The organism is Lichenihabitans psoromatis, assembly GCF_004323635.1.
Classification (GTDB): Bacteria; Pseudomonadota; Alphaproteobacteria; order Rhizobiales; family Beijerinckiaceae; genus Lichenihabitans; species Lichenihabitans psoromatis.
In genome coordinates this window covers 1,274,558-1,292,372 of the sequence record NZ_CP036515.1, presented here as the reverse complement: position 1 = coordinate 1,292,372, position 17,815 = coordinate 1,274,558, and the positions used below count along the sequence as shown (strand labels likewise).

The following is a 17,815-nucleotide window of genomic DNA, read 5'->3' as shown; positions in this document are numbered from 1 at the left end:
AGCCCGAAGCGTTGCCCAACCGTAAGCTCTCGGTCAACCGGCTTCGGTCAGTGACATCGCCGCAGGCAGGGCGTCGGCGCTGACATCCCCAACAATCGCAGCGCCTCAGTACCGCTTCAGAAGCCGCTCGAGATAATCCTGCTCTTCCTGGGGGCGAGACGGATCGCCGAGGCGTTTCCGCAACTCCTGCAGAACTCGTTGCGCGCGCGCCGCGACGCCTTCGCCGATCTCGGTGCCGCGTGTCTCCGCCACGCCGCGTCCGCCACGCTGGCGGCCGAGCGGATCGGTGTCGCTGCCATTGGCCATGCCCTGGCCGGTCGTTCCGCCCTGGCCGTCTCCATCCTGGTCGGATTGCCCTTGCGCCATCTGTTGCGCCAGACCATTGGCGCCCTTCTGCAACCCTTCAAGCGCACGTCCCTGCGCCTCGACGGCCTGACGGTTGCTACTGCCATTGCCCTTGGACAAGGCGCCTTCCGCATCCTTCATGGCGCTCTCGGCATCGTCGAGCCCTTGCTCACCTTTCATGCCGAGATCATGCATTTTCTTCTGGAGGTCGTCGAGCCGCTGCCGAAGCGCTTGCTGCTGCTGCTTCAGATCCTCCTGCGCCTGCTGGTCGCCAGGCTGGTCGGAGGGTTTCTCGTTGTCGGCGGACTGGTCCTCCATGTCGCCGCTGTCGTCGTCCGGGTCGGCGCCTTGTCCCATCTGCTGGTCACCGGATTGCGGCGATCCGCTCGGCGGCGAACGACGGGTCTTGCCTTGCTGAAACGTCTTGTCGCGCACCGCCTGCTGGTCCCGCGTCATCCGGTCGAGTTCGCTCATTTGGCGGTTCATCTCGCGCGCCGCTTGATCGCCGGCCGACCTTTTCTTTGCGGTTTTCAAATTGTCCAGAATGCCTTGGAGTTGGTCGAGTAGCCGCTGCGCTTCGGCCATGTCGCCGGTTCGCGCCGCATCCTCCATGCGCTTCATCATCTGCGCAAGATCCTTCGGCGTGACCATCTTGACATTCGGATTGGCCTCGCCTTGCTGCTGCTCACCCTTCTCCTGCTGCATCATTTCGGCCAGCAGCTTGTCCATCTGCTGGCGCAGATTGTCGGTCAGTTTCTTGATCTCGTCGGGGGAGGCGCCCTTGTCCATCGCCTCGCGCAAGGCCTGTTCAGCCGCGCGCAAATCCTGCTGCGCCTGTGTCAGGTCACCATCCTCGATCCGCAGCGCCATCTGCCAGAGATAGTCGGAGAGGTCGATGAGGTCCTGGTCGGTCCGAGCGCTGTCGAGCCGCTGCCGCGCCGTGTAAAGCCCAAGATAGATTGCTTTCGTCGTGCCGAAGTCGTCCGGGGCGATCATCAGGGCGTCGAGCGCGGTCGCGACGCCATCGCGATGATCCGGATCGAACACCAGAGCCTGCCGCTGCTCGACAAGGGCACGTGCCAGCGGCTTGGTGAAGACGCGGACGGGTAGCACTATGCGGACCGGCGCGCTCATGCCGACATTGCCGCCCTCGTCCTTGACGCTGAGCACCATCGAGACTTCGGCGCCGGCCCAAGGATGGTCGGAAAGATCGCCCTTGGTCTGGCCCGTCCCAAGGCCGCCGGCCGTCGCAGGCAAAGACAACGTCAGGCGGGGAGGCGGAACGAGCGAGCGACCCGCGATCGGCGTTCCGTTCACGGCGGGATCGGTGAAAGAGGCTTCAGCGCCTGTGACGCCATAATCGTCGTCGATCTTGTAGTTCAGCGTCAGGCCTCCGCGAGAGGCCGGCTCCGGCTTGCCGATCAGCGCAATGGTGGGCGGCATGTCGGGAATGGCCTGCAGGGCGACCGATCCCAAGCTCGTCCCGTCATGGGTAAGCGTCAGCGTCGCATTGCGGGTGAGGGTGAACCTCTTCTCGGGACCCTCCGGCTTGGCCGAACCCTTTTCGGTCCCCCCGGCAGAGGCCGAGGCACCGAGGCGGTCGGACGCCGCCGGCGAAGCACTGCCTTGCGCCGTCTGAACGGGAGCGTCTGCCTTGAGCCCAGGGTCGGACGCCACATCGACGCGCCCCGTGCCGGACCAACGGATCACGACAGTCGAATGAGCCGGCGCCGTCACGGTCTGGTTTTGCGTGACGGGATGGTCAGGACCAACCAGAACCACGGGTGGCCGGCCTGTATAGAGGGGCGGATCGATCCAGGCATCCACGCGAAAGCCGGGACCAGCCGCGCCGGTGGTGCCGCGCCAATCGAACGCCGTTCCCAACAGGCTGTCCCGATCGGCTCCCGCCACGAAAGCGGCCGCGACCAGCGCCAAAAGCGCCAGCGCCCGCAACGCGAACGGATCGCGATCGACCATGCGCGGGGAGGGGCGCGCCACCCGGATGCGCGCGACCGTGCCCTCGAGCCGCTTGCGATAGACCTCCCACAACGCGCGCGTGGTCGGATCACTGCCGTGGTTCGCCAAGTGATCTGCCGCCGCCGAAACTGGCCGATGCTTCGATCCCGAATCCCGGTCGAGACGGTTCAGGGCCTCGGACCGGGTCGGCCACGCTGCCCGATAAGCCAGAACGGCCGCCCAACCCAGACCGCCGAGGATCGCCAAAACACCCGCAATCCGAACGATTCTCGGCGCCACAACCCAAACACCGAGCCACGACAGCGTGACGAACAGAGCCACCAAACCGGCCGCGAGAACGATCGCGGGCCATAGCCGTTCGAACCGCAGCGTCCAAAGAGCCCGACCGATCAGACGGTCGATGCGGCCCGGTGTTGCGTCCTTTTGATCCGGCAAGCACCGTCTCCGGTTAGATTGAAGCCACAGGCGCCGCCCTCTCACGCGAGGCACGACACGATCGAGCCCCACTATAGGCCCATGGCGCGCCAAGAAAACGCGTCATGCGAACGCGGTTCTCGGGCGCCTATCGGAACATGATCGGCCAGGACCGCGTCGAAACTGCGACGGGTTGACCGTCGGTGTGGCGTGACGCGCCCGGCATTGTCAGTCGAGAGGAACGACCGCCGTGTCGCCCTGGAGCATTGGCGGCTGACCCTGCCGCGAGGGATCGATGGGCGGCACCACCGTCGGCAAGGCCGGCTGCGCGATCGATGCCGTGGGTAACGGATCGACCCGCTCACCCAGCGAGACCGTCCGCACGGGCGCCTGATCGTGCAGCATGGCTCGATCGGGGAGCGGCATCGCCGTCCCAATGACGGGGCCCGACGCCGACCCTCCCGTGTCGCCGGTTGCGATCGGCTGGCTCGGAGCAGCGACAACGCCGACCATTGCATCGGGCTGCGCCAGGGCTGTCACGACGGGTTGTTGAGGCTCGATCGCGGGATCGCCCACCGGTGGCGCGGCTGGCGGTGACGGCGTTTGAGCCTCGAGCATGGCCTTGTCCGACACCGCTGAGCTTGAATCGATCGGGGTCTCGATCGGCACGGCAGCGCTCGCGGCAGGGGTTGCGAGCAGCGAAAGCAGGGGATTGACCGGACGATGGGTCGAGGCTCTCGTCTGCTCCATGGATGCGGCGGCGATGGGGGCAGGGTCCTGCGCCGGTGCCGCCGGAATCAACGGTGCCGATGTCACGGCAGGCACGCTTTCGAGCGACACGACCGCAAGGGCACGCTCCGGCACGGGGGCGGCCTTAAGCGCGACGATGGGAGCGGACGGCGGGTTGGATGGAGCGGCATGGACCACCACACCCGTCAGCCCAAAAGGTCGCGTCGCCTCGACCGCCGCAGCACGCTTGTCGACGGGCGGCATCGGCGGGCCTAACGCCTGTCGCACGACGGGCTTCACCGGGCGAGCGAGAATCCGCGCGATGTGCTTTCGCACAGGCGGGATCGGCGTGAGGGGCTCGGCCGCGACCGTGTCGGTCGACTTCACCGTCGTCTCGACATCAGCCCCGGCCTTCATCGGGGCGTGACGATCGCGCAACGGAGACCCATCGCCGACGTGGAGCCGAGACTTCAACGGCGCGCCATGCGCCTTGGCGATGCGCTGGGGCGGAGCCGTGATCGATGGCGGCGGCGGCAGTTCGGTCGAGATAATCGGCGTCGGGGGTTCGACAGGCGCGGGTGCCGCGGCCGGCTCCTTGTCGAGTCCAAGCCAGACCCGGCACCAGGAATTGCAGGGAAGAGCCGGCTCGCCGACCCCATTTTCAGCCCGGACCGACGAGACCATCGCAGAGGATGCGAGCAGTCCTACAAGACATGTTGCAACGATTGGCTTCATGAACAAATACTACGCCGAGTAACGGAACGATCGAATTCAACTACGTCGAGTCCAACCCCCGAGTCATCCATAAAATATTAATCAATATGGCAATTCGGTAGTAGTGCCGCAGATCGTTGCAGCAAAGCTTCAGTTTTGATTGACGGTGATGCTATAAAGCCAAAACCTCATCGACAAAGCCCGGCAAGGCTTGCAGGCCCGGTTGTGAGGCGGCGATCACTTTGAACAAACGACCCATGCCCGGGCCGTCTTTGCTGTCGATCGCCGTCAAGCGGGTGAAAGCCGCTTTAATCTCTTCACCGGCTGATGGCTTTGCGGTGGCGAGTTGGTGGGCGCGCGCCTCGACGCCGAGCGCAAGCAGGAATTCCCCTTGCGGGCGCGGCCCCGACACCACGGCCCCCGCCGCCCGCATGGCGCGACCGAGTGCCGCGAAATCGACATGCGCCGTCAGATCGACCTCACCGGGCCGTTGCAGAGGATCGGCAAAACCATGGCGGCTCACCGCCTGCAGCGTTTCGCCGAAACCGCTGGCGGTGTGGCCGTAATCCAGGATCAACGCTGCGCCGCCGCTCGTGGCGATCCGTGTGGCAAGCCTATGGGCCTCCCGCAAGCCATCGGCCGCGACCTCGAGTACGCTCCCGTTCGGCCCCGTCAGGGCGATGCGCGGCTCCGGCTCGGGTGCGAGGCCGAACCTCAAGCCTTGGTTGCCGTCGAGGCCGACCAGCCGCTCGTGCCAGCCGCGTTCGGTCTTCTGGTAGTGCCGGACCGGAAGAGCGTCGAAAAACTCGTTGGCGATCGCCAGGACCGGCCCCGCCGGCACGGTCGCGAGTGTGTCGTGCCACCGCGCCGCGATGCCGACCTCTGCCAATGTTTCGGCTTGGCCAGCCCGCAGAACCGGACTGGTCTCGACGAGATGGAGATCGATGGCGGCGCGAAAGTCCGGACGCACACGCGCGGCCCGCAAGGCATCGACCATCAAAGTTCCGCGCCCCGGGCCAAGTTCGACCAGGATGACGTGGGCCGGCTCACCCAACAGCCGCCAGGTCTCGGCAAGCCACAAGCCGATCATCTCGCCGAACATTTGGCTGATCTCGGGCGCCGTGATGAAATCACCCGAGCGGCCGAGTGGATCGCGCGTGTGATAATAGCCGTAGGCGGGGTGTCCGAGCGCCAAGGCCATGTAGCGATCGAGCCCGATCGGCCCATCGTCGGTGATCAGATCGCGGATCAGCCGAGCGAGGGGGCTTGCGTCTGTCATCGAAGCGACGGGGCCGCTGGCATGGAGCGGCGCGCGTAGATGATCGCGACGATCCCGATCACGATCAGCGGCAGCGACAGCAGCATCCCCATGGTGGCCCCGCCAAAGAGAAAACCGAGTTGCGGATCGGGTTGGCGGAAGAACTCGCAGATGATGCGGGCGATGCCATAGCCGACCGCGAAACAGCCCGCTACGAGGCCGGGGCGACGCAATCCTCCAGCGCGGATCACCAAGGCCAAAATGATCAACAGCACCACGCCTTCGAGGCCCGCCTCATAGAGTTGGCTTGGATGACGCGGGAGGGGGCCTCCGCCTGGAAACACCATGGCCCAAGGCACGTCCGTCTCGCGGCCCCAGAGCTCGGGCTTGATGAAGTTGGCAAGGCGGCCACAGAACAGACCGATCGGCACCCCGGCCGCCACGACATCGGCCACACTCAGGGCGCTGACGCCATGCCGCCGGGCAAAGATCCAAATCGCCAGAATGGCTCCAGCCAAGCCGCCATGAAAGGCCATGCCGCCTCTCCATACCGCGACGATCTCGCTTGGATTATCGAGGTAGTAGGGCAGGTTGTAGAACAGCACATAGCCCAGCCGGCCGCCGACCACGATACCGAACGCGATATAGACCACGAGATCGTCGATGCTGAGGCGGGTCGGATGCGAGAGACCGTGCCACAACGCCTCGCGCCCGCATAACCAGCGGGCATAGGCCCACCCCGCCACGAGGCCGGCCACATAGGCCAGCGCATACCAGCGGATCGGAAACGGCCCGAGATTGATCAGGACCGGGTCGATGACGGGGTAGGGGATGAGAAAGATCGGCATGGGCGGTGCTTGCCCGCCCACCGCCGGGTCGTCAAGCGGGCTGGAGCGCCGCCCGGATCACAAATCGACCGACTTGGTCGTTTGTCTCAGAGGTGCGGCTTCTTACCCGAGATCTCGACCAGCATGCGCTGATGGATCAGCACCATCGGCAGCGTCGCGCGCGCATAAGCACGGAAGGCTGGGTCCTCGCCGTTGATCGCGTAATCGCTGATGAGCGCCACCGCGCGCGCATGCGCCTTCGACTGATCCGACAAATAGACCTTGTCGAGCTTCGGGCTGTCCATCAGGCCGAGATCGTCGACCAACGTCTTCTGCGCCTTGCCAGGAATGATGTCGGTCGGCACGCCGGCCCGACGGCCCAGCCGGTCGAGTTCGGCCTGCGCGATCGTATGATCGTGGATCATCTCTTCCGCAAAAGCCCGGACCACCGGATTGGTGCTGGTCTCGAGGATGATCTTGGATTCGTCGATCTCAAACGCGTTGCCGAGCGATGCATCTTGAGCGAACAGGCCCACGAAGGGCGAGGCCGGTTCGGCCGAAACATGCGATGCGCTCAGCAGCGTCGTCATCAGAGCCGCGGCCAAAAGTGCTGATTTCATGCTCGTTCATCCATCGTTTGCGGCTGACAGCATCGACGTGTCACGCCGCGATAGCTCGGAAACCAGCGCCGCGGCGCACGGTTCCCGCACCCTCATATCGCGAGGCGCGGTCAGAAGCGAGCGATGACGCCCCGCCCCTGTAGCGAGGCGACCACCTCGTCGGCCAGGATCTCCGGCGACTTGGTGCCGGCGTCCAGCCGCATTTCCGGGTTCTCTGGCGCCTCGTAGGGCTGGTCGATTCCGGTGAAGTTCTTGATCTCCCCCGCCAGGGCGCGCTTGTAGAGTCCCTTTGGATCGCGGGCGATACACGCCTCGATCGGCGCATCGACGAAGATTTCCAGGAACTCGCCCGGCTCGGCCAGTTCCCGCACGAGCCGCCGCTCCGCCGCGAAAGGCGAGATAAAGCTGCACAGCACCACGAGGCCGGCCTCGGTCATTAATTTGGCGACCTCGCCGACGCGGCGCACGTTCTCGACCCGGTCGGCATCGGTGAAGCCGAGATCCTTGTTCAGGCCGTGCCGCACGTTATCGCCATCTAGCATCACGGTATGGACGCCGCGCGCATGAAGCTTGGTTTCGACGAGATTCGCGACCGTCGATTTGCCGGCACCCGACAGGCCAGTAAACCACAGGATCGCGGGTTTCTGATGCTTGAGGTCCGCGCGGGACTGTTTGCTGATCGCGAGATCCTGCCGGTGGATATTCGTGGCCCGCCGCAGCGCGAAATCGATCATCCCGGCCCCGGCGGTCGCATTGGTGGCACGGTCGATGAGGATGAAGGCGCCGGTGTCCTTGTTGTCGGCATAGCTGTCGAAGGCAATCGGGACGGATGCCGCGATATTGCAGAGGCCAATCTCGTTCAGGCTCAGGGTCTTGGCGGCGAGCCGGTCGAGGCTGTTGACGTCGACCCGATGTTTAAGATCCGTCACGGTCACCGGAACCGACCGGGCCGCGATCTTCATGAGATAGGACCGGCCTGGGAGCAGATTGTCGGCGCTCATCCAAATCACATGGGCGGCGAATTGGTCAGCCACCTGAGGACGATCCTTCGACGACAGGACGTCCCCCCGCGCGATGTCGATCTCATCGGCGAGCGTCAGCGTCACGGCATCGCCGGCTTCGGCGCTGGTGCGGTCGCCGTCCTGGGTGACGATGCGGGTCACGACGGAGGTCTGCCCCGAGCCCGCCACCGTGATGGCGTCGCCGGGCACGATCCGGCCGCTCGCGATGGTGCCGGCAAAGCCCCGGAAATCGAGGTTGGGACGGTTGATCCACTGCACCGGCAGGCGGAACGGCTTCTCCCGCCGGTCCTGATCGACATCGGCGGCCTCGAGATGGCTCAGCAAGCTCCCACCATCGTACCACGGCATTTTATCGGACGCGGCCGAGACGTTGTCGCCATAGCGAGCCGATAGCGGAATGGCCGTGATGGCGCTGAAATTCAGCTGCTCGGCGAAGGTGCGAAAGTCCTGTTCAATCCGCTCGAAAACCGATTGATCGTAATCGACCAGATCGATCTTGTTGATCGCCAGGATGACGTGCCGGATGCCGAGCAGCGAGACGATGAACGCATGACGCCGCGTTTGCGTCAGCAGGCCCTTGCGCGCATCGACCAGCAGGATCGCGAGATCCGCATTGGAGGCACCGGTCGCCATGTTGCGGGTGAATTGCTCGTGGCCCGGCGTGTCGGCCACGATGAAGGCGCGACGCGGCGTCGCGAAATAGCGATAGGCGACGTCGATCGTGATGCCCTGTTCGCGCTCGGCCTCGAGCCCATCCACCAGCAGCGCGAAATCAATGTCGTCACCGACCGTGCCGTGTTTCTTGCTGTCGCGTTCGAGCGCCGATAATTGATCGTCGAAGATGGAATTCTGCTCGTAGAGTAGACGGCCGATCAGGGTCGACTTGCCGTCATCGACCGAGCCGCAGGTCAGAAAGCGCAAAGTGGGGCGGGACAAGGCCTCGCGTTGGGTCGCCATCAGAAATACCCCTCGCGCTTTTTCTTCTCCATGGAGCCGGACTCGTCGCTGTCGATCAAACGGCCCTGGCGTTCCGACGTCGTGGACGAGCGCATCTCGTCGATCATGTCGTCCAGCGTCGCGGCATCCGAGGGAATTGCCCCCGTCAGCGGATAATCACCGAGAGTGCGGAACCGCACCCGCTCCATCCGTGGCGTCTCGCCGGGGTTCATCGGCAAGCGATCGTCATCCACCATGATGAGGGTGCCGTCACGCGTGACGACCGGACGCTCCTTGGCGAAATACAGCGGCACGACCTCGATCCGCTCCGCCCGGATGTAATCCCAAACATCGAGTTCGGTCCAATTCGACAGCGGAAATACCCGCATGGACTCCCCGGGTTTGATCCGTGTGTTGAACAGGCTCCATAATTCAGGCCGCTGATTGCGCGGGTCCCAAGCATGGCTTGCGGAGCGATGCGAGAAGACGCGCTCCTTGGCGCGGCTCTTCTCCTCGTCGCGCCGCGCGCCGCCAAAGGCCGCGTCATACTGGCCCTTGTCGAGCGCCTGCCGAAGCCCCTCGGTCTTCATTACCTGCGTGTGCACGGAGGAGCCTGACGCGACCGGCGAAATACCCCGCCGCACGCCATCCTGATTGATGTGCACGATCAGATCCATCCCGGCGCGCTTCGCCGCCTCGTCCCGGAACGCGATCATTTCACGAAACTTCCAGGTCGTGTCGACATGCAGCAGCGGAAACGGCGGCTTGGCTGGGAAGAACGCCTTCAGAGCCACATGCAGCATCACGCTCGAATCCTTACCGACCGAATAGAGCATGACCGGGTTGCGGAACTCGGCCACGACCTCTCGCATGATATGGATCGCTTCGGCTTCGAGACGGCGCAGGTGGACGGGGAGCTGATCGGACATGAAGATTGCGGTTCCGTGACGGATGCAATCGTGTTTACCGCGCCAAATGCCGCCAATGCAACGCGCTCGCGCGATTATTATATCGCGCCGCTAGACTTCTCAGAGTCTGGGCTGCGGTTTCAGGTGATGGCGGGCAGGATCAATAAACATCGGATGCCGACTCGGGTCGGCTCAGCGAACCTCGCTGACGAGCGGCTTCCCGTCAAAGAATGCCGCGAGATTGGCCAGCATCGTGGACTGTTGGGCCTCCTGGGCCGACGTCGCATTGGCGGCGATATGCGGTGTCAGCACGATGTTGGGAAGAGCCTTCAACCTGGCCGGGACCTCGGGCTCACGCTCGAACACATCGAGAGCGGCCCCGCCGATGACGCCGCGTTCGAGCGCATCGGCCACTGCATCCTGATCGACCGCGATGCCGCGCGAGATGTTGACGAGATGGCCCTCGGAGCCGAGCGCCGCCAAGACCCTCGCATCGACCGCGTGATAGTTCGAGGCGCCGGCGCGAGCCGCGACCACGAGGATATCGGCCCATTCTGCCAGTCCGATGAGGCTGTCGTGGTAGAGATAAGGCACGTCGGTCCGGGCGGAGCGGTTGTGATAGCCGATCTGCACCGAGAACCCGGCCGCGAGACGGGCGATCCGTGTGCCGATGGCTCCAAGCCCATAAATGCCGACCCGGCGGCCCGACAAACCGGCACGCATCGGCATGCGCTCGACCGAATTGCCCTTCCAAGAGCCGGCCCGTACGAAGCGATCGCCGGACGCGATCTGCCGCGTCGTCGCCAGCATGAGCCCGATCGCATATTCGGCGACCGCGCCGGCATTGGCGGAGCCCGCATTGGCGATCGCGATGCCGCGGGACGCCGCGTGGGCCCGATCGACCCCCTCGAAACCCGTGCCGTAGCAGCAAATCAGCTCGAGCGACGGCAGGGCGTCGATCAGGGCTGCATCGGTCGTCAGCGTCCCCATGGTCAGCAGTGCGCGTACCTCGGCTGCACCCAGAGGCAGCGCGCCTGGCCCCGCCGTTCCGAGCGGCCCGAGCACCTGATAATCCTCCTTCAACCGCTCGACGAAGCGGGCGGGCAACTGCGGCACCATCAGGATGGTGGGTTTCATGCTGGCCTCTGACGATGCGGGACTTAACCCTCGACGGTCTTCACGACCAGCGGAGCATAGCGGTAGGGCCGATAGCTCGGCTCCCACACATGCGCGTCGATGCGCTCGTCGATCTCGGCCTCGTCGAGCGGCTCCGCCACACCATCGGCGATCGCCTGCCGCGCCACCGCGCCCGCGAGCGTCCGCGCCACGCTACGGAGTTCTTCGACGGGGGGTAAAAGCCGACCGTTCGGATCCTTCAGGGCGGGCGAGAGATCTGCCAAGGCTCGGGCCGCCGCCATGAACATCGCATCCGTGACGCGGCGCGCGTCGACCGCCAGAACCCCCAGTCCCACACCCGGGAAGATGTAGGAATTGTTGGTCTGGTTGATCGGGATCGTCACGCCGTTCCGCTCGACCGCCTTGAACGGGCTGCCGGTGCCCATCAGGGCGCGGCCGCCGGTCCATTCCATCACGTCCTTCGGTTGGGCTTCGGCTCGCGAGGTCGGGTTGGAGAGCGGGAAGATGATCGGGCGCGGTGTGTTGTCCGCCATCTTCCGCACGATTGCCTCGGTGAACGCGCCAGCCTGCATCGACACGCCGATCAGCGTCGTCGGATGGGCGTTGGCAACCACGTCGGCCAACCCGATGCGTCCGGGCTCTTCCAACGTCCACCCCGCCACCGCCTCGCGCGATTGCACGAATTTGCGCTGGTTCGGCCGGATGTCGTTCTGGCCCTCGACCAGCAGGCCGTTGATGTCGACCGCATAGAAGCGCTTGCGCGCCTCCGCCTCGTCGAGCCCGTCCGCCACCATGGCTTCGAGCAGGAAGGTCGCGATGCCGCAACCCGCCGAGCCCGCGCCGAGCAAGGCGATCCGCTGATCGACAAGCGGCGTGCCGGTCACCTTCACGGCGGCCATCAGGGTTCCGGCCGCAACCGCGGCCGTGCCCTGGATATCATCGTTGAACGTGCAGAGCCGGTCGCGATACCGTTCCAGAAAACGTCCCGAATTGCTGCCGGCGAAGTCCTCCCATTGCAGCAGGACCTTTGGCCAGCGCTCGTGGACCGCGTTGACGAAATCCTCGACGAAATCGTCGTAATCCTGCCCTCGCATACGCCTGTGCCGCCACCCAACATACATCGGGTCGGCCAAACGTTCGTCATTGTCGGTGCCGACATCGAGCAGGATCGGCAGGGTTTCGCCCGGATGGATGCCGGCGCAACCCGTGTAAAGCGACAGCTTGCCGATCGGGATACCCATGCCACCGGCGCCTTGATCGCCAAGCCCGAGAATGCGTTCGCCGTCGCTCACCACGATGACGCGAACGGCATCGAAAAGCGGATTGGCCAAGATGTCGCGGAGACGATCCCGGTTGGGGTAGCTGAGAAAGATGCCGCGCGGCTTGCGCCAGATTTCGCTGAACCGTTCGCAACCCTCGCCAACTGTCGGCGTGTAGACGAGCGGAAGCATCTCTTCGGTGTTGTCGGCAAACAGGCGGTAGAACAAGGTCTCATTGGTGTCGAGCAGGTCGCGCAGGAAGGCGTAGCGCTCGAAGTCGTTGCTGAACTCGCGCAACACTTTCAGTCGGCGGGCCGCCTGGCTTTCGATGGTGCCGACATGGGGCGGCAAAATGCCATGCAGGCGGAACTGATCGCGCTCTCCATCCGTGAACGCGGTGCCCTTGTTGAGGAGCGGGCGGTTGATGAGATCGTACCCGCTGAGGTGGGTTTCGATCACGGCGGCATGCCCCGGGACCCGCGTCTGGCTCATCGTCTTGTTTCCTTGGCTTCGCGTCTCGCCACCGACAAGCGCGCGTCCTCGTTCATGCCATCGGCACGATGTGGAGCAGCCCCTATAGGACAGAATCACGGCCGCGCTAAGCCCGTCTTGGCGCGGTTCGGACGCGGCCCGTCCTACCCCTGAGGCGAATGGATCCAGCCTCGTGACATCGGAGGTGAGGCAAGACGGCGTCGAACGGCTCAACCGCTGTCTGCAGCGGCTCAATCGTAACGGAGGAAGCGGATTTCGCTGTCGCCTTGGGTGCGCCGCTCAAGTTGCGTGAACCGCAAGGGCAGATCGGGCACCGCATCATCCGCCTCTTCAAGGACGCAGACCGCGCCGGGAGCCAGCCACCCGCCCTCGTCGAGCGCCGTAAGGGCGAGGCCGCCAAGCCCTTTCGCGTAAGGAGGATCGAGAAACGCAAGCGTGAAGGGCAAACCGGGCGAGGCGCCCAGTTTGGTGGCGTCGCGACGAAAAATCCGCGTCAGGCCTCCCAGGCCAAGCGCCTCGATGTTGCCACGCAGAAGCGCCCGCGCTTCGGTTCCGTCATCGACGAACATGCCGAATGCCGCCCCGCGCGACAGTGCTTCGAGGCCGAGCGCACCCGTCCCGGCGAAGAGATCGATGACCCGTGCGTCCTCGACCGACCCGTCATAGGCGTGATCGAGGATGTTGAAGAGCGTCTCGCGAAGCCGGTCGGAGGTGGGACGAATGTCGCGCGTGGTCGGGCCGAGTAGACTGCGCCCCTTGAAGCGCCCCCCGATGATCCGCATCAGGGTGTCGGACGCCCACGGCCACCACCGCCGCCGGTTCGCGGTTTACCGCCGCCCGTTCCCGGCCGGGTGCCGGAACGCGGGGGGCGCGAGCCGCCTTTCGGACGATCGTCTCCGCCCGGACGCCCTGGGGCGCTGGAGCGAGACCGGCCGCCGAAACCGCCATCCTGCCCTGTCTTGCCGCGCGCCGGCGGACGGTTCGGTCGATCGGCCTGACGTTCGAGGCGCTGGGCGGATCGACCTTCGGGCTTGTCGCCCGAGGTGAAGCGCGGTCGTGCTGCCTTGCCGTCCTGTCCACGCGGGGCTCGTTCGTCGGACCCTGCCCGCGCGCTCGGGCCGGCTCGCCCGCTGTCCCGAGGGAAGCGCGGAGCATCGGACCGCGGGCGGTCATCACGCTGTCCGCCTTGCGGCCGAGCGTCCCGATCTCGCGACCGTGTGGGGCGCGCATCGCCGGTGTCGCTGCGGGCGGCCCGTGCGGGACGCGGCGCGGCGCGATCGTCGCGATTGTCGAAGCGTGGCGGCCGTGACGGCGCTGCCTCGCGTCGGGCGGGACGAAAGTCTTTATCGGCCTGGCGCACGGTGCGCGGACGGCGGCCGTCCTGACGCGGTGCCGCCTCCTCGCCGACATCCTCGTCGCGGCGACGGGTGCCGCCAACCCGCATGCCCGGGCCGGGTCGCGCATCGTCGCCCGATCGCGCCTGTTCAAAGCGGCGCGCATTTCGGTTCGGTGCGGCATTGGTCGAGGGCGTTCGGGCCGCCGTCGTGATCCGCTCGACAGCGACGGCGCGACCCTTGCGATCGGCCGTGGCGGTGCGTTGGGTGCGCCGGCGCGGACCATCGGTCTCGGCCTCGTCACGCTGCTGACGGAGCGCCGAGACATGGCGACGGGGCTCGGTGGCCGACGCACGCTGCGGGCGGGCACGATCCTCGGTGGAGGCGTCACGTTTATCGCGCATGCCGCGTCGCTCGGCCATCTTGGTCTGGCGGACCTCGCGCGTCACGATCGTAGCGCTGGGCACCGGGCCCTCGAAATCGACGCCAGCCTCCTTGGCGAGCGCCGGCCCGAGTTGGTCGCGCAGGATACGGGTCTTGACCTCCTCGACGGCGCCCTCGGTCAGATCCCCGAGCTGGAAGGGCCCGAACGACACGCGAATAAGACGGCTCACCGCCAGCCCGAGATGTTCGAGCACGCGCTTGATCTCACGATTTTTGCCTTCGCGCAGACCCATGGTGAGCCACACGTTGGCGCCCTGCTGGCGATCGAGCTTGGCCTCGATGCCGGCATAGTCGATCCCCTCGATCGTGACGCCGCGCGAGAGCTCGTCGAGCGTGCCTTGATCGATCGAGCCATTGGCGCGGACGCGATAGCGTCTCACCCAGCCGGTCGAGGGCAACTCCAGCATGCGGGAGAGGCCGCCATCATTGGTCAGCAGCATCAGGCCTTCGGTATTGATATCAAGACGGCCGACCGTCACGAGGCGGGGAAGATCGTCCGGCAAAGCGTCGTAGATGGTCGGACGGCCTTCGGGGTCCTTCGCGGTCGTGACGAGCCCGCGCGATTTGTGGAACATGAAGAGGCGGGTCCGCTCCGCCTTCTCGATCGGCGAACCGTCAACCGTGATGACGTCGGACGGGCCGATGTTGAGCGCCGGGCTTTCGATGACCCGACCATTGACCGCGACGCGGCCGGCGAGGATCCAGCTTTCGGCATCCCGCCTCGAGCAGAGGCCAGCCCGAGCCATCACTTTCGCGATCCGCGCTTCATCGGATTGCAGCGCAGGGGTCACGTCGGCTGCAGGCGCGGATGCGGCCGCGTCCAGGTCGGAGGATGCCGCCTTCAGGACAACGGATTTTGGTGAAACGCGCCGGATCAACGGCTGCAGTTGGCTGAAGCGTCGGGCCGGGCGGCCAGGGCGGCGGGTATTATCGGTCGTGTCGGTCATAAGCCGTGATACCAGAGGCCGAAACATTTGGGGACATCAATGTGCGACGAGGCGCAGAAAGCCACATTCGACCCGCTTTCGCTGGCGTTCCAGGCGGCGCGAGAGGCTGCCGCGCGGGGCGAGGTGCCGGTTGGAGCCGTGGTGGTTCGCAACGGCCAGGTGCTCGCCGTGGCCGGGAACCGAACCCTCACCGATCACGATCCCACCGCCCATGCCGAGGTGTTGGCGATCCGCGCCGCTTGCGCTACGGCGCAATCGCAGCGGCTGCCGGATTGCGATCTCTATGTCACGCTCGAACCTTGCGCGATGTGCGCCGGCGCGATCTCGTTCGCGCGCATCCGTCGCCTCTATTACGCGGCTTCCGATCCAAAGGGCGGCGCGGTCGACAACGGACCGCGCTTTTTTGGTCAACCGACCTGCCATCACGCCCCCGACGTCTATGGCGGGCTGCGGGAAGGCGAGGCTGCGGCGCTGCTACGCGACTTTTTTGCCGAGCGTCGCTGACGCCCCCGTTCCGTTCAGGCCGCGGCGATCGTGCTGCCTGCGCTTTTCGCTTTGCCCCATCGGCCCGGCACCTGGGGGATCGGCGAGGGGCGCCCGAACAGGTAGCCCTGCGCGAGATCGCAGCCCTGCTGCTCCAGAAACTCGAGATGCCACAATTCCTCGACGCCCTCGGCGCAAACCTTGATGCCGAGTTTATGCCCCAGTTCGATGGCGGCCTGCGCGACCGCGATGGCGCGTGAATTGTCACGGAGATGGCGCGCGAAACTGCCGTCGAGCTTGATGATGTCGAACGGAAACTCGGTCAAATAGGAGAGCGACGACAAACCAAAACCGAAATCGTCGAGCGTCACCTGCACCCCGATCGCCTTCAAAGCCTCGATGTCTTTGAGAGCGCGGCTAAAATCCCGGATCAACGACCCTTCCGTGATCTCGATCCGCAACCGGCTGGGATCGAGGCTTGTCTCCCGCATCGTGTCGGCCACGATGTCGGGAAGATGTCCGGCCAAGAACCACTCCGGCGAGATATTCACCGACACGCCTGTCGTATCGGTCCAAGAGGCGGCGGCGCGGCAGGCCTTCCGGAGAATGACCTTATCGATCGCCATCATCAGGTCGCCGCGTTCGGCCACCTGGATAAAGGTGCTTGGGGCGACCGGGCCGTGATCGGGCCGGTTCCACCGCGCCAGCGCCTCGTAGCTATGCAATTCCTCACGACGAAGGTCGACGATCGGCTGCCAGTAGATCGAGAAACCCTCGGTCTCGATGGCGTTCCGCAAATCCTCTTCCATCCGACGATCCGACCGGAGATTGCCGGCGGCCCCATCGCGTGTCGTCCGGATCTGACCCGGCCCTGCCTGCTTGGCATCGGCCAAGGCCCGATGCGCCTGCTGCAGCAACATCACCGGCGTGTCGGCCTGTTCGCCGTAAAGCGCCACCCCGATCGACAGATTGAGCTGCAGGGTGAGATCGTCCATCTCAAACGGCGTCACGAAGGCGGCATGAATGCGTTGCGCCGTCGCCTCGGGTTCGCCGACCAGGAACGGCCCAGCCATCAGAATGGCGAACTCCGCACTGCCGAGGCGGAGCAACCGGTCGCTGCCGCGGATCGCATTGCGGAGGCGACGAGCCACATCCTTCAAGATCGCATCGCCAAAGCCGTGCCCGTGCACGTCGTTGACTTTTTTGAACCCGTCGATATCGACGGATAGCAGCGCCAGCCCTTCCGGGAGCTTGCCTTCCACGACCTTGCCGCCAACCAAAGAGGCGGCAATGTCGGTCTTGGCCCGAGCGACCGCATCCTCGAGAATACGATTGAAGGCCAGGCGGTTGCCGAGACCTGTCAGTCCATCCACCTCGCGCTGCATCCGGAGCGCATAGCTCAGCTTATGGACGCGAAGCAGCGACGACGCATGTCGGGAGAAGCGCGCCAACATCGTCCGATCCTCATCGGACAAGGTTCGCGGGCTATGATCGATGATCTCGAGCGCGCCGACCGCGAACCCGCTCTCGTCGAGGATCGCGTGGCCGGCATAGAAGCGGATGAAAGGCGGACCACTCACCAGAGGACTCGCCTTCATGCGTGCATCGCTCCGCGCATCCTCCACCACCAGCGTTTCGTCCGGAGCCAGGATCACATGGGCGCAGAGCGAGCTTGCCCGCGGGCTCTCCTGAAACCGCGCCGGCAGACCCACCATGGCCTTATGCCACTGGCGTTCCTCGTCGATCAACGTAAAGGTCGCGATCGGCACGTTCAGGCTCTCGGCCACCACTGCCAGGAAACTGTCGAATTGCGGATCGGCCGGGGTGTCAAGAATATGGAGCTCCAGCAAGGCTTCGAGGCGCTGGGTCTCGTTAAACGGCAGATAGGCCGGCTGCATGATCGCTCCGCTCGGGATGGCCGCATGGTTCTGATCTGGTGATGATAGGCTGTAAGGAGTGAATAGATCGC

The 17,815-nt window shown here is 65.3% G+C and carries 13 protein-coding genes; 1 reads left to right on the top strand and 12 read right to left on the bottom strand.

What is annotated here, in order from left to right; all coding sequences use genetic code 11:
* Positions 1-105 precede the first annotated feature (105 nt).
* From EY713_RS06005 to EY713_RS05955, 11 genes are all read right to left on the bottom strand, one after another.
* The gene (locus tag EY713_RS06005) at positions 106-2,757 is read right to left on the bottom strand and encodes a TIGR02302 family protein (protein ID WP_165491045.1); all 2,652 of its coding nucleotides are present in this window, start codon (positions 2,755-2,757) and stop codon (positions 106-108) included.
* A gap of 207 nt (positions 2,758-2,964) precedes the next feature.
* Positions 2,965-4,149 (bottom strand): hypothetical protein, encoded by a 1,185-nt coding sequence (locus EY713_RS06000; RefSeq protein ID WP_131114005.1) that lies wholly within the window; start codon positions 4,147-4,149, stop codon positions 2,965-2,967.
* 202 nt (positions 4,150-4,351) lie between these two features.
* The gene (locus EY713_RS05995) at positions 4,352-5,458 is read right to left on the bottom strand and encodes a class I SAM-dependent methyltransferase (protein ID WP_131114004.1); all 1,107 of its coding nucleotides are present in this window, start codon (positions 5,456-5,458) and stop codon (positions 4,352-4,354) included.
* Positions 5,455-6,285 (bottom strand): prolipoprotein diacylglyceryl transferase, encoded by an 831-nt coding sequence (lgt, locus tag EY713_RS05990; RefSeq protein WP_131114003.1) that lies wholly within the window; start codon positions 6,283-6,285, stop codon positions 5,455-5,457. Before lgt ends, EY713_RS05995 begins: the two co-directional genes overlap by 4 nt.
* Positions 6,286-6,371: 86 nt before the next feature.
* A complete protein-coding gene (locus EY713_RS05985; RefSeq protein WP_131114002.1) occupies positions 6,372-6,884 on the bottom strand; it encodes a DUF4142 domain-containing protein in 513 nt (170 codons plus the stop codon).
* A gap of 110 nt (positions 6,885-6,994) precedes the next feature.
* The gene (gene cysN, locus EY713_RS05980; RefSeq protein WP_131114001.1) at positions 6,995-8,863 is read right to left on the bottom strand and encodes a sulfate adenylyltransferase subunit CysN; all 1,869 of its coding nucleotides are present in this window, start codon (positions 8,861-8,863) and stop codon (positions 6,995-6,997) included.
* On the bottom strand, positions 8,863-9,771 hold the full coding sequence (gene cysD / locus EY713_RS05975) for a sulfate adenylyltransferase subunit CysD (RefSeq protein WP_131114000.1): 909 nt from the start codon (positions 9,769-9,771) through the stop codon (positions 8,863-8,865). The genes cysN and cysD overlap by 1 nt, the downstream gene beginning before the upstream one ends.
* A gap of 171 nt (positions 9,772-9,942) precedes the next feature.
* Positions 9,943-10,887, bottom strand: coding sequence for a 2-hydroxyacid dehydrogenase (locus EY713_RS05970; RefSeq protein ID WP_131113999.1), 945 nt, complete (start codon positions 10,885-10,887; stop codon positions 9,943-9,945).
* A gap of 23 nt (positions 10,888-10,910) precedes the next feature.
* Positions 10,911-12,638 carry an NAD-dependent malic enzyme gene (locus tag EY713_RS05965; protein ID WP_131113998.1) on the bottom strand — a complete coding sequence of 576 codons (1,728 nt, stop codon included), beginning with the start codon at positions 12,636-12,638 and terminating at the stop codon, positions 10,911-10,913.
* Between the two features lie 230 nt (positions 12,639-12,868).
* A complete protein-coding gene (rsmD, locus tag EY713_RS05960; protein WP_131113997.1) occupies positions 12,869-13,420 on the bottom strand; it encodes a 16S rRNA (guanine(966)-N(2))-methyltransferase RsmD in 552 nt (183 codons plus the stop codon).
* Positions 13,420-15,363 carry a pseudouridine synthase gene (locus EY713_RS05955; protein WP_177525402.1) on the bottom strand — a complete coding sequence of 648 codons (1,944 nt, stop codon included), beginning with the start codon at positions 15,361-15,363 and terminating at the stop codon, positions 13,420-13,422. Before EY713_RS05955 ends, rsmD begins: the two co-directional genes overlap by 1 nt.
* Positions 15,364-15,402: 39 nt before the next feature.
* On the opposite strand from EY713_RS05955, the gene EY713_RS05950 reads away from it, so the two are divergent.
* Entirely contained in the window at positions 15,403-15,867 is a 465-nt protein-coding gene (locus EY713_RS05950; RefSeq protein WP_131113995.1) for a nucleoside deaminase, read from the top strand.
* Between the two features lie 14 nt (positions 15,868-15,881).
* Here EY713_RS05950 and EY713_RS05945 read toward each other — a convergent pair whose 3' ends face one another.
* Positions 15,882-17,744 (bottom strand): putative bifunctional diguanylate cyclase/phosphodiesterase, encoded by a 1,863-nt coding sequence (locus EY713_RS05945; protein WP_131113994.1) that lies wholly within the window; start codon positions 17,742-17,744, stop codon positions 15,882-15,884.
* Positions 17,745-17,815: the final 71 nt, after the last annotated feature.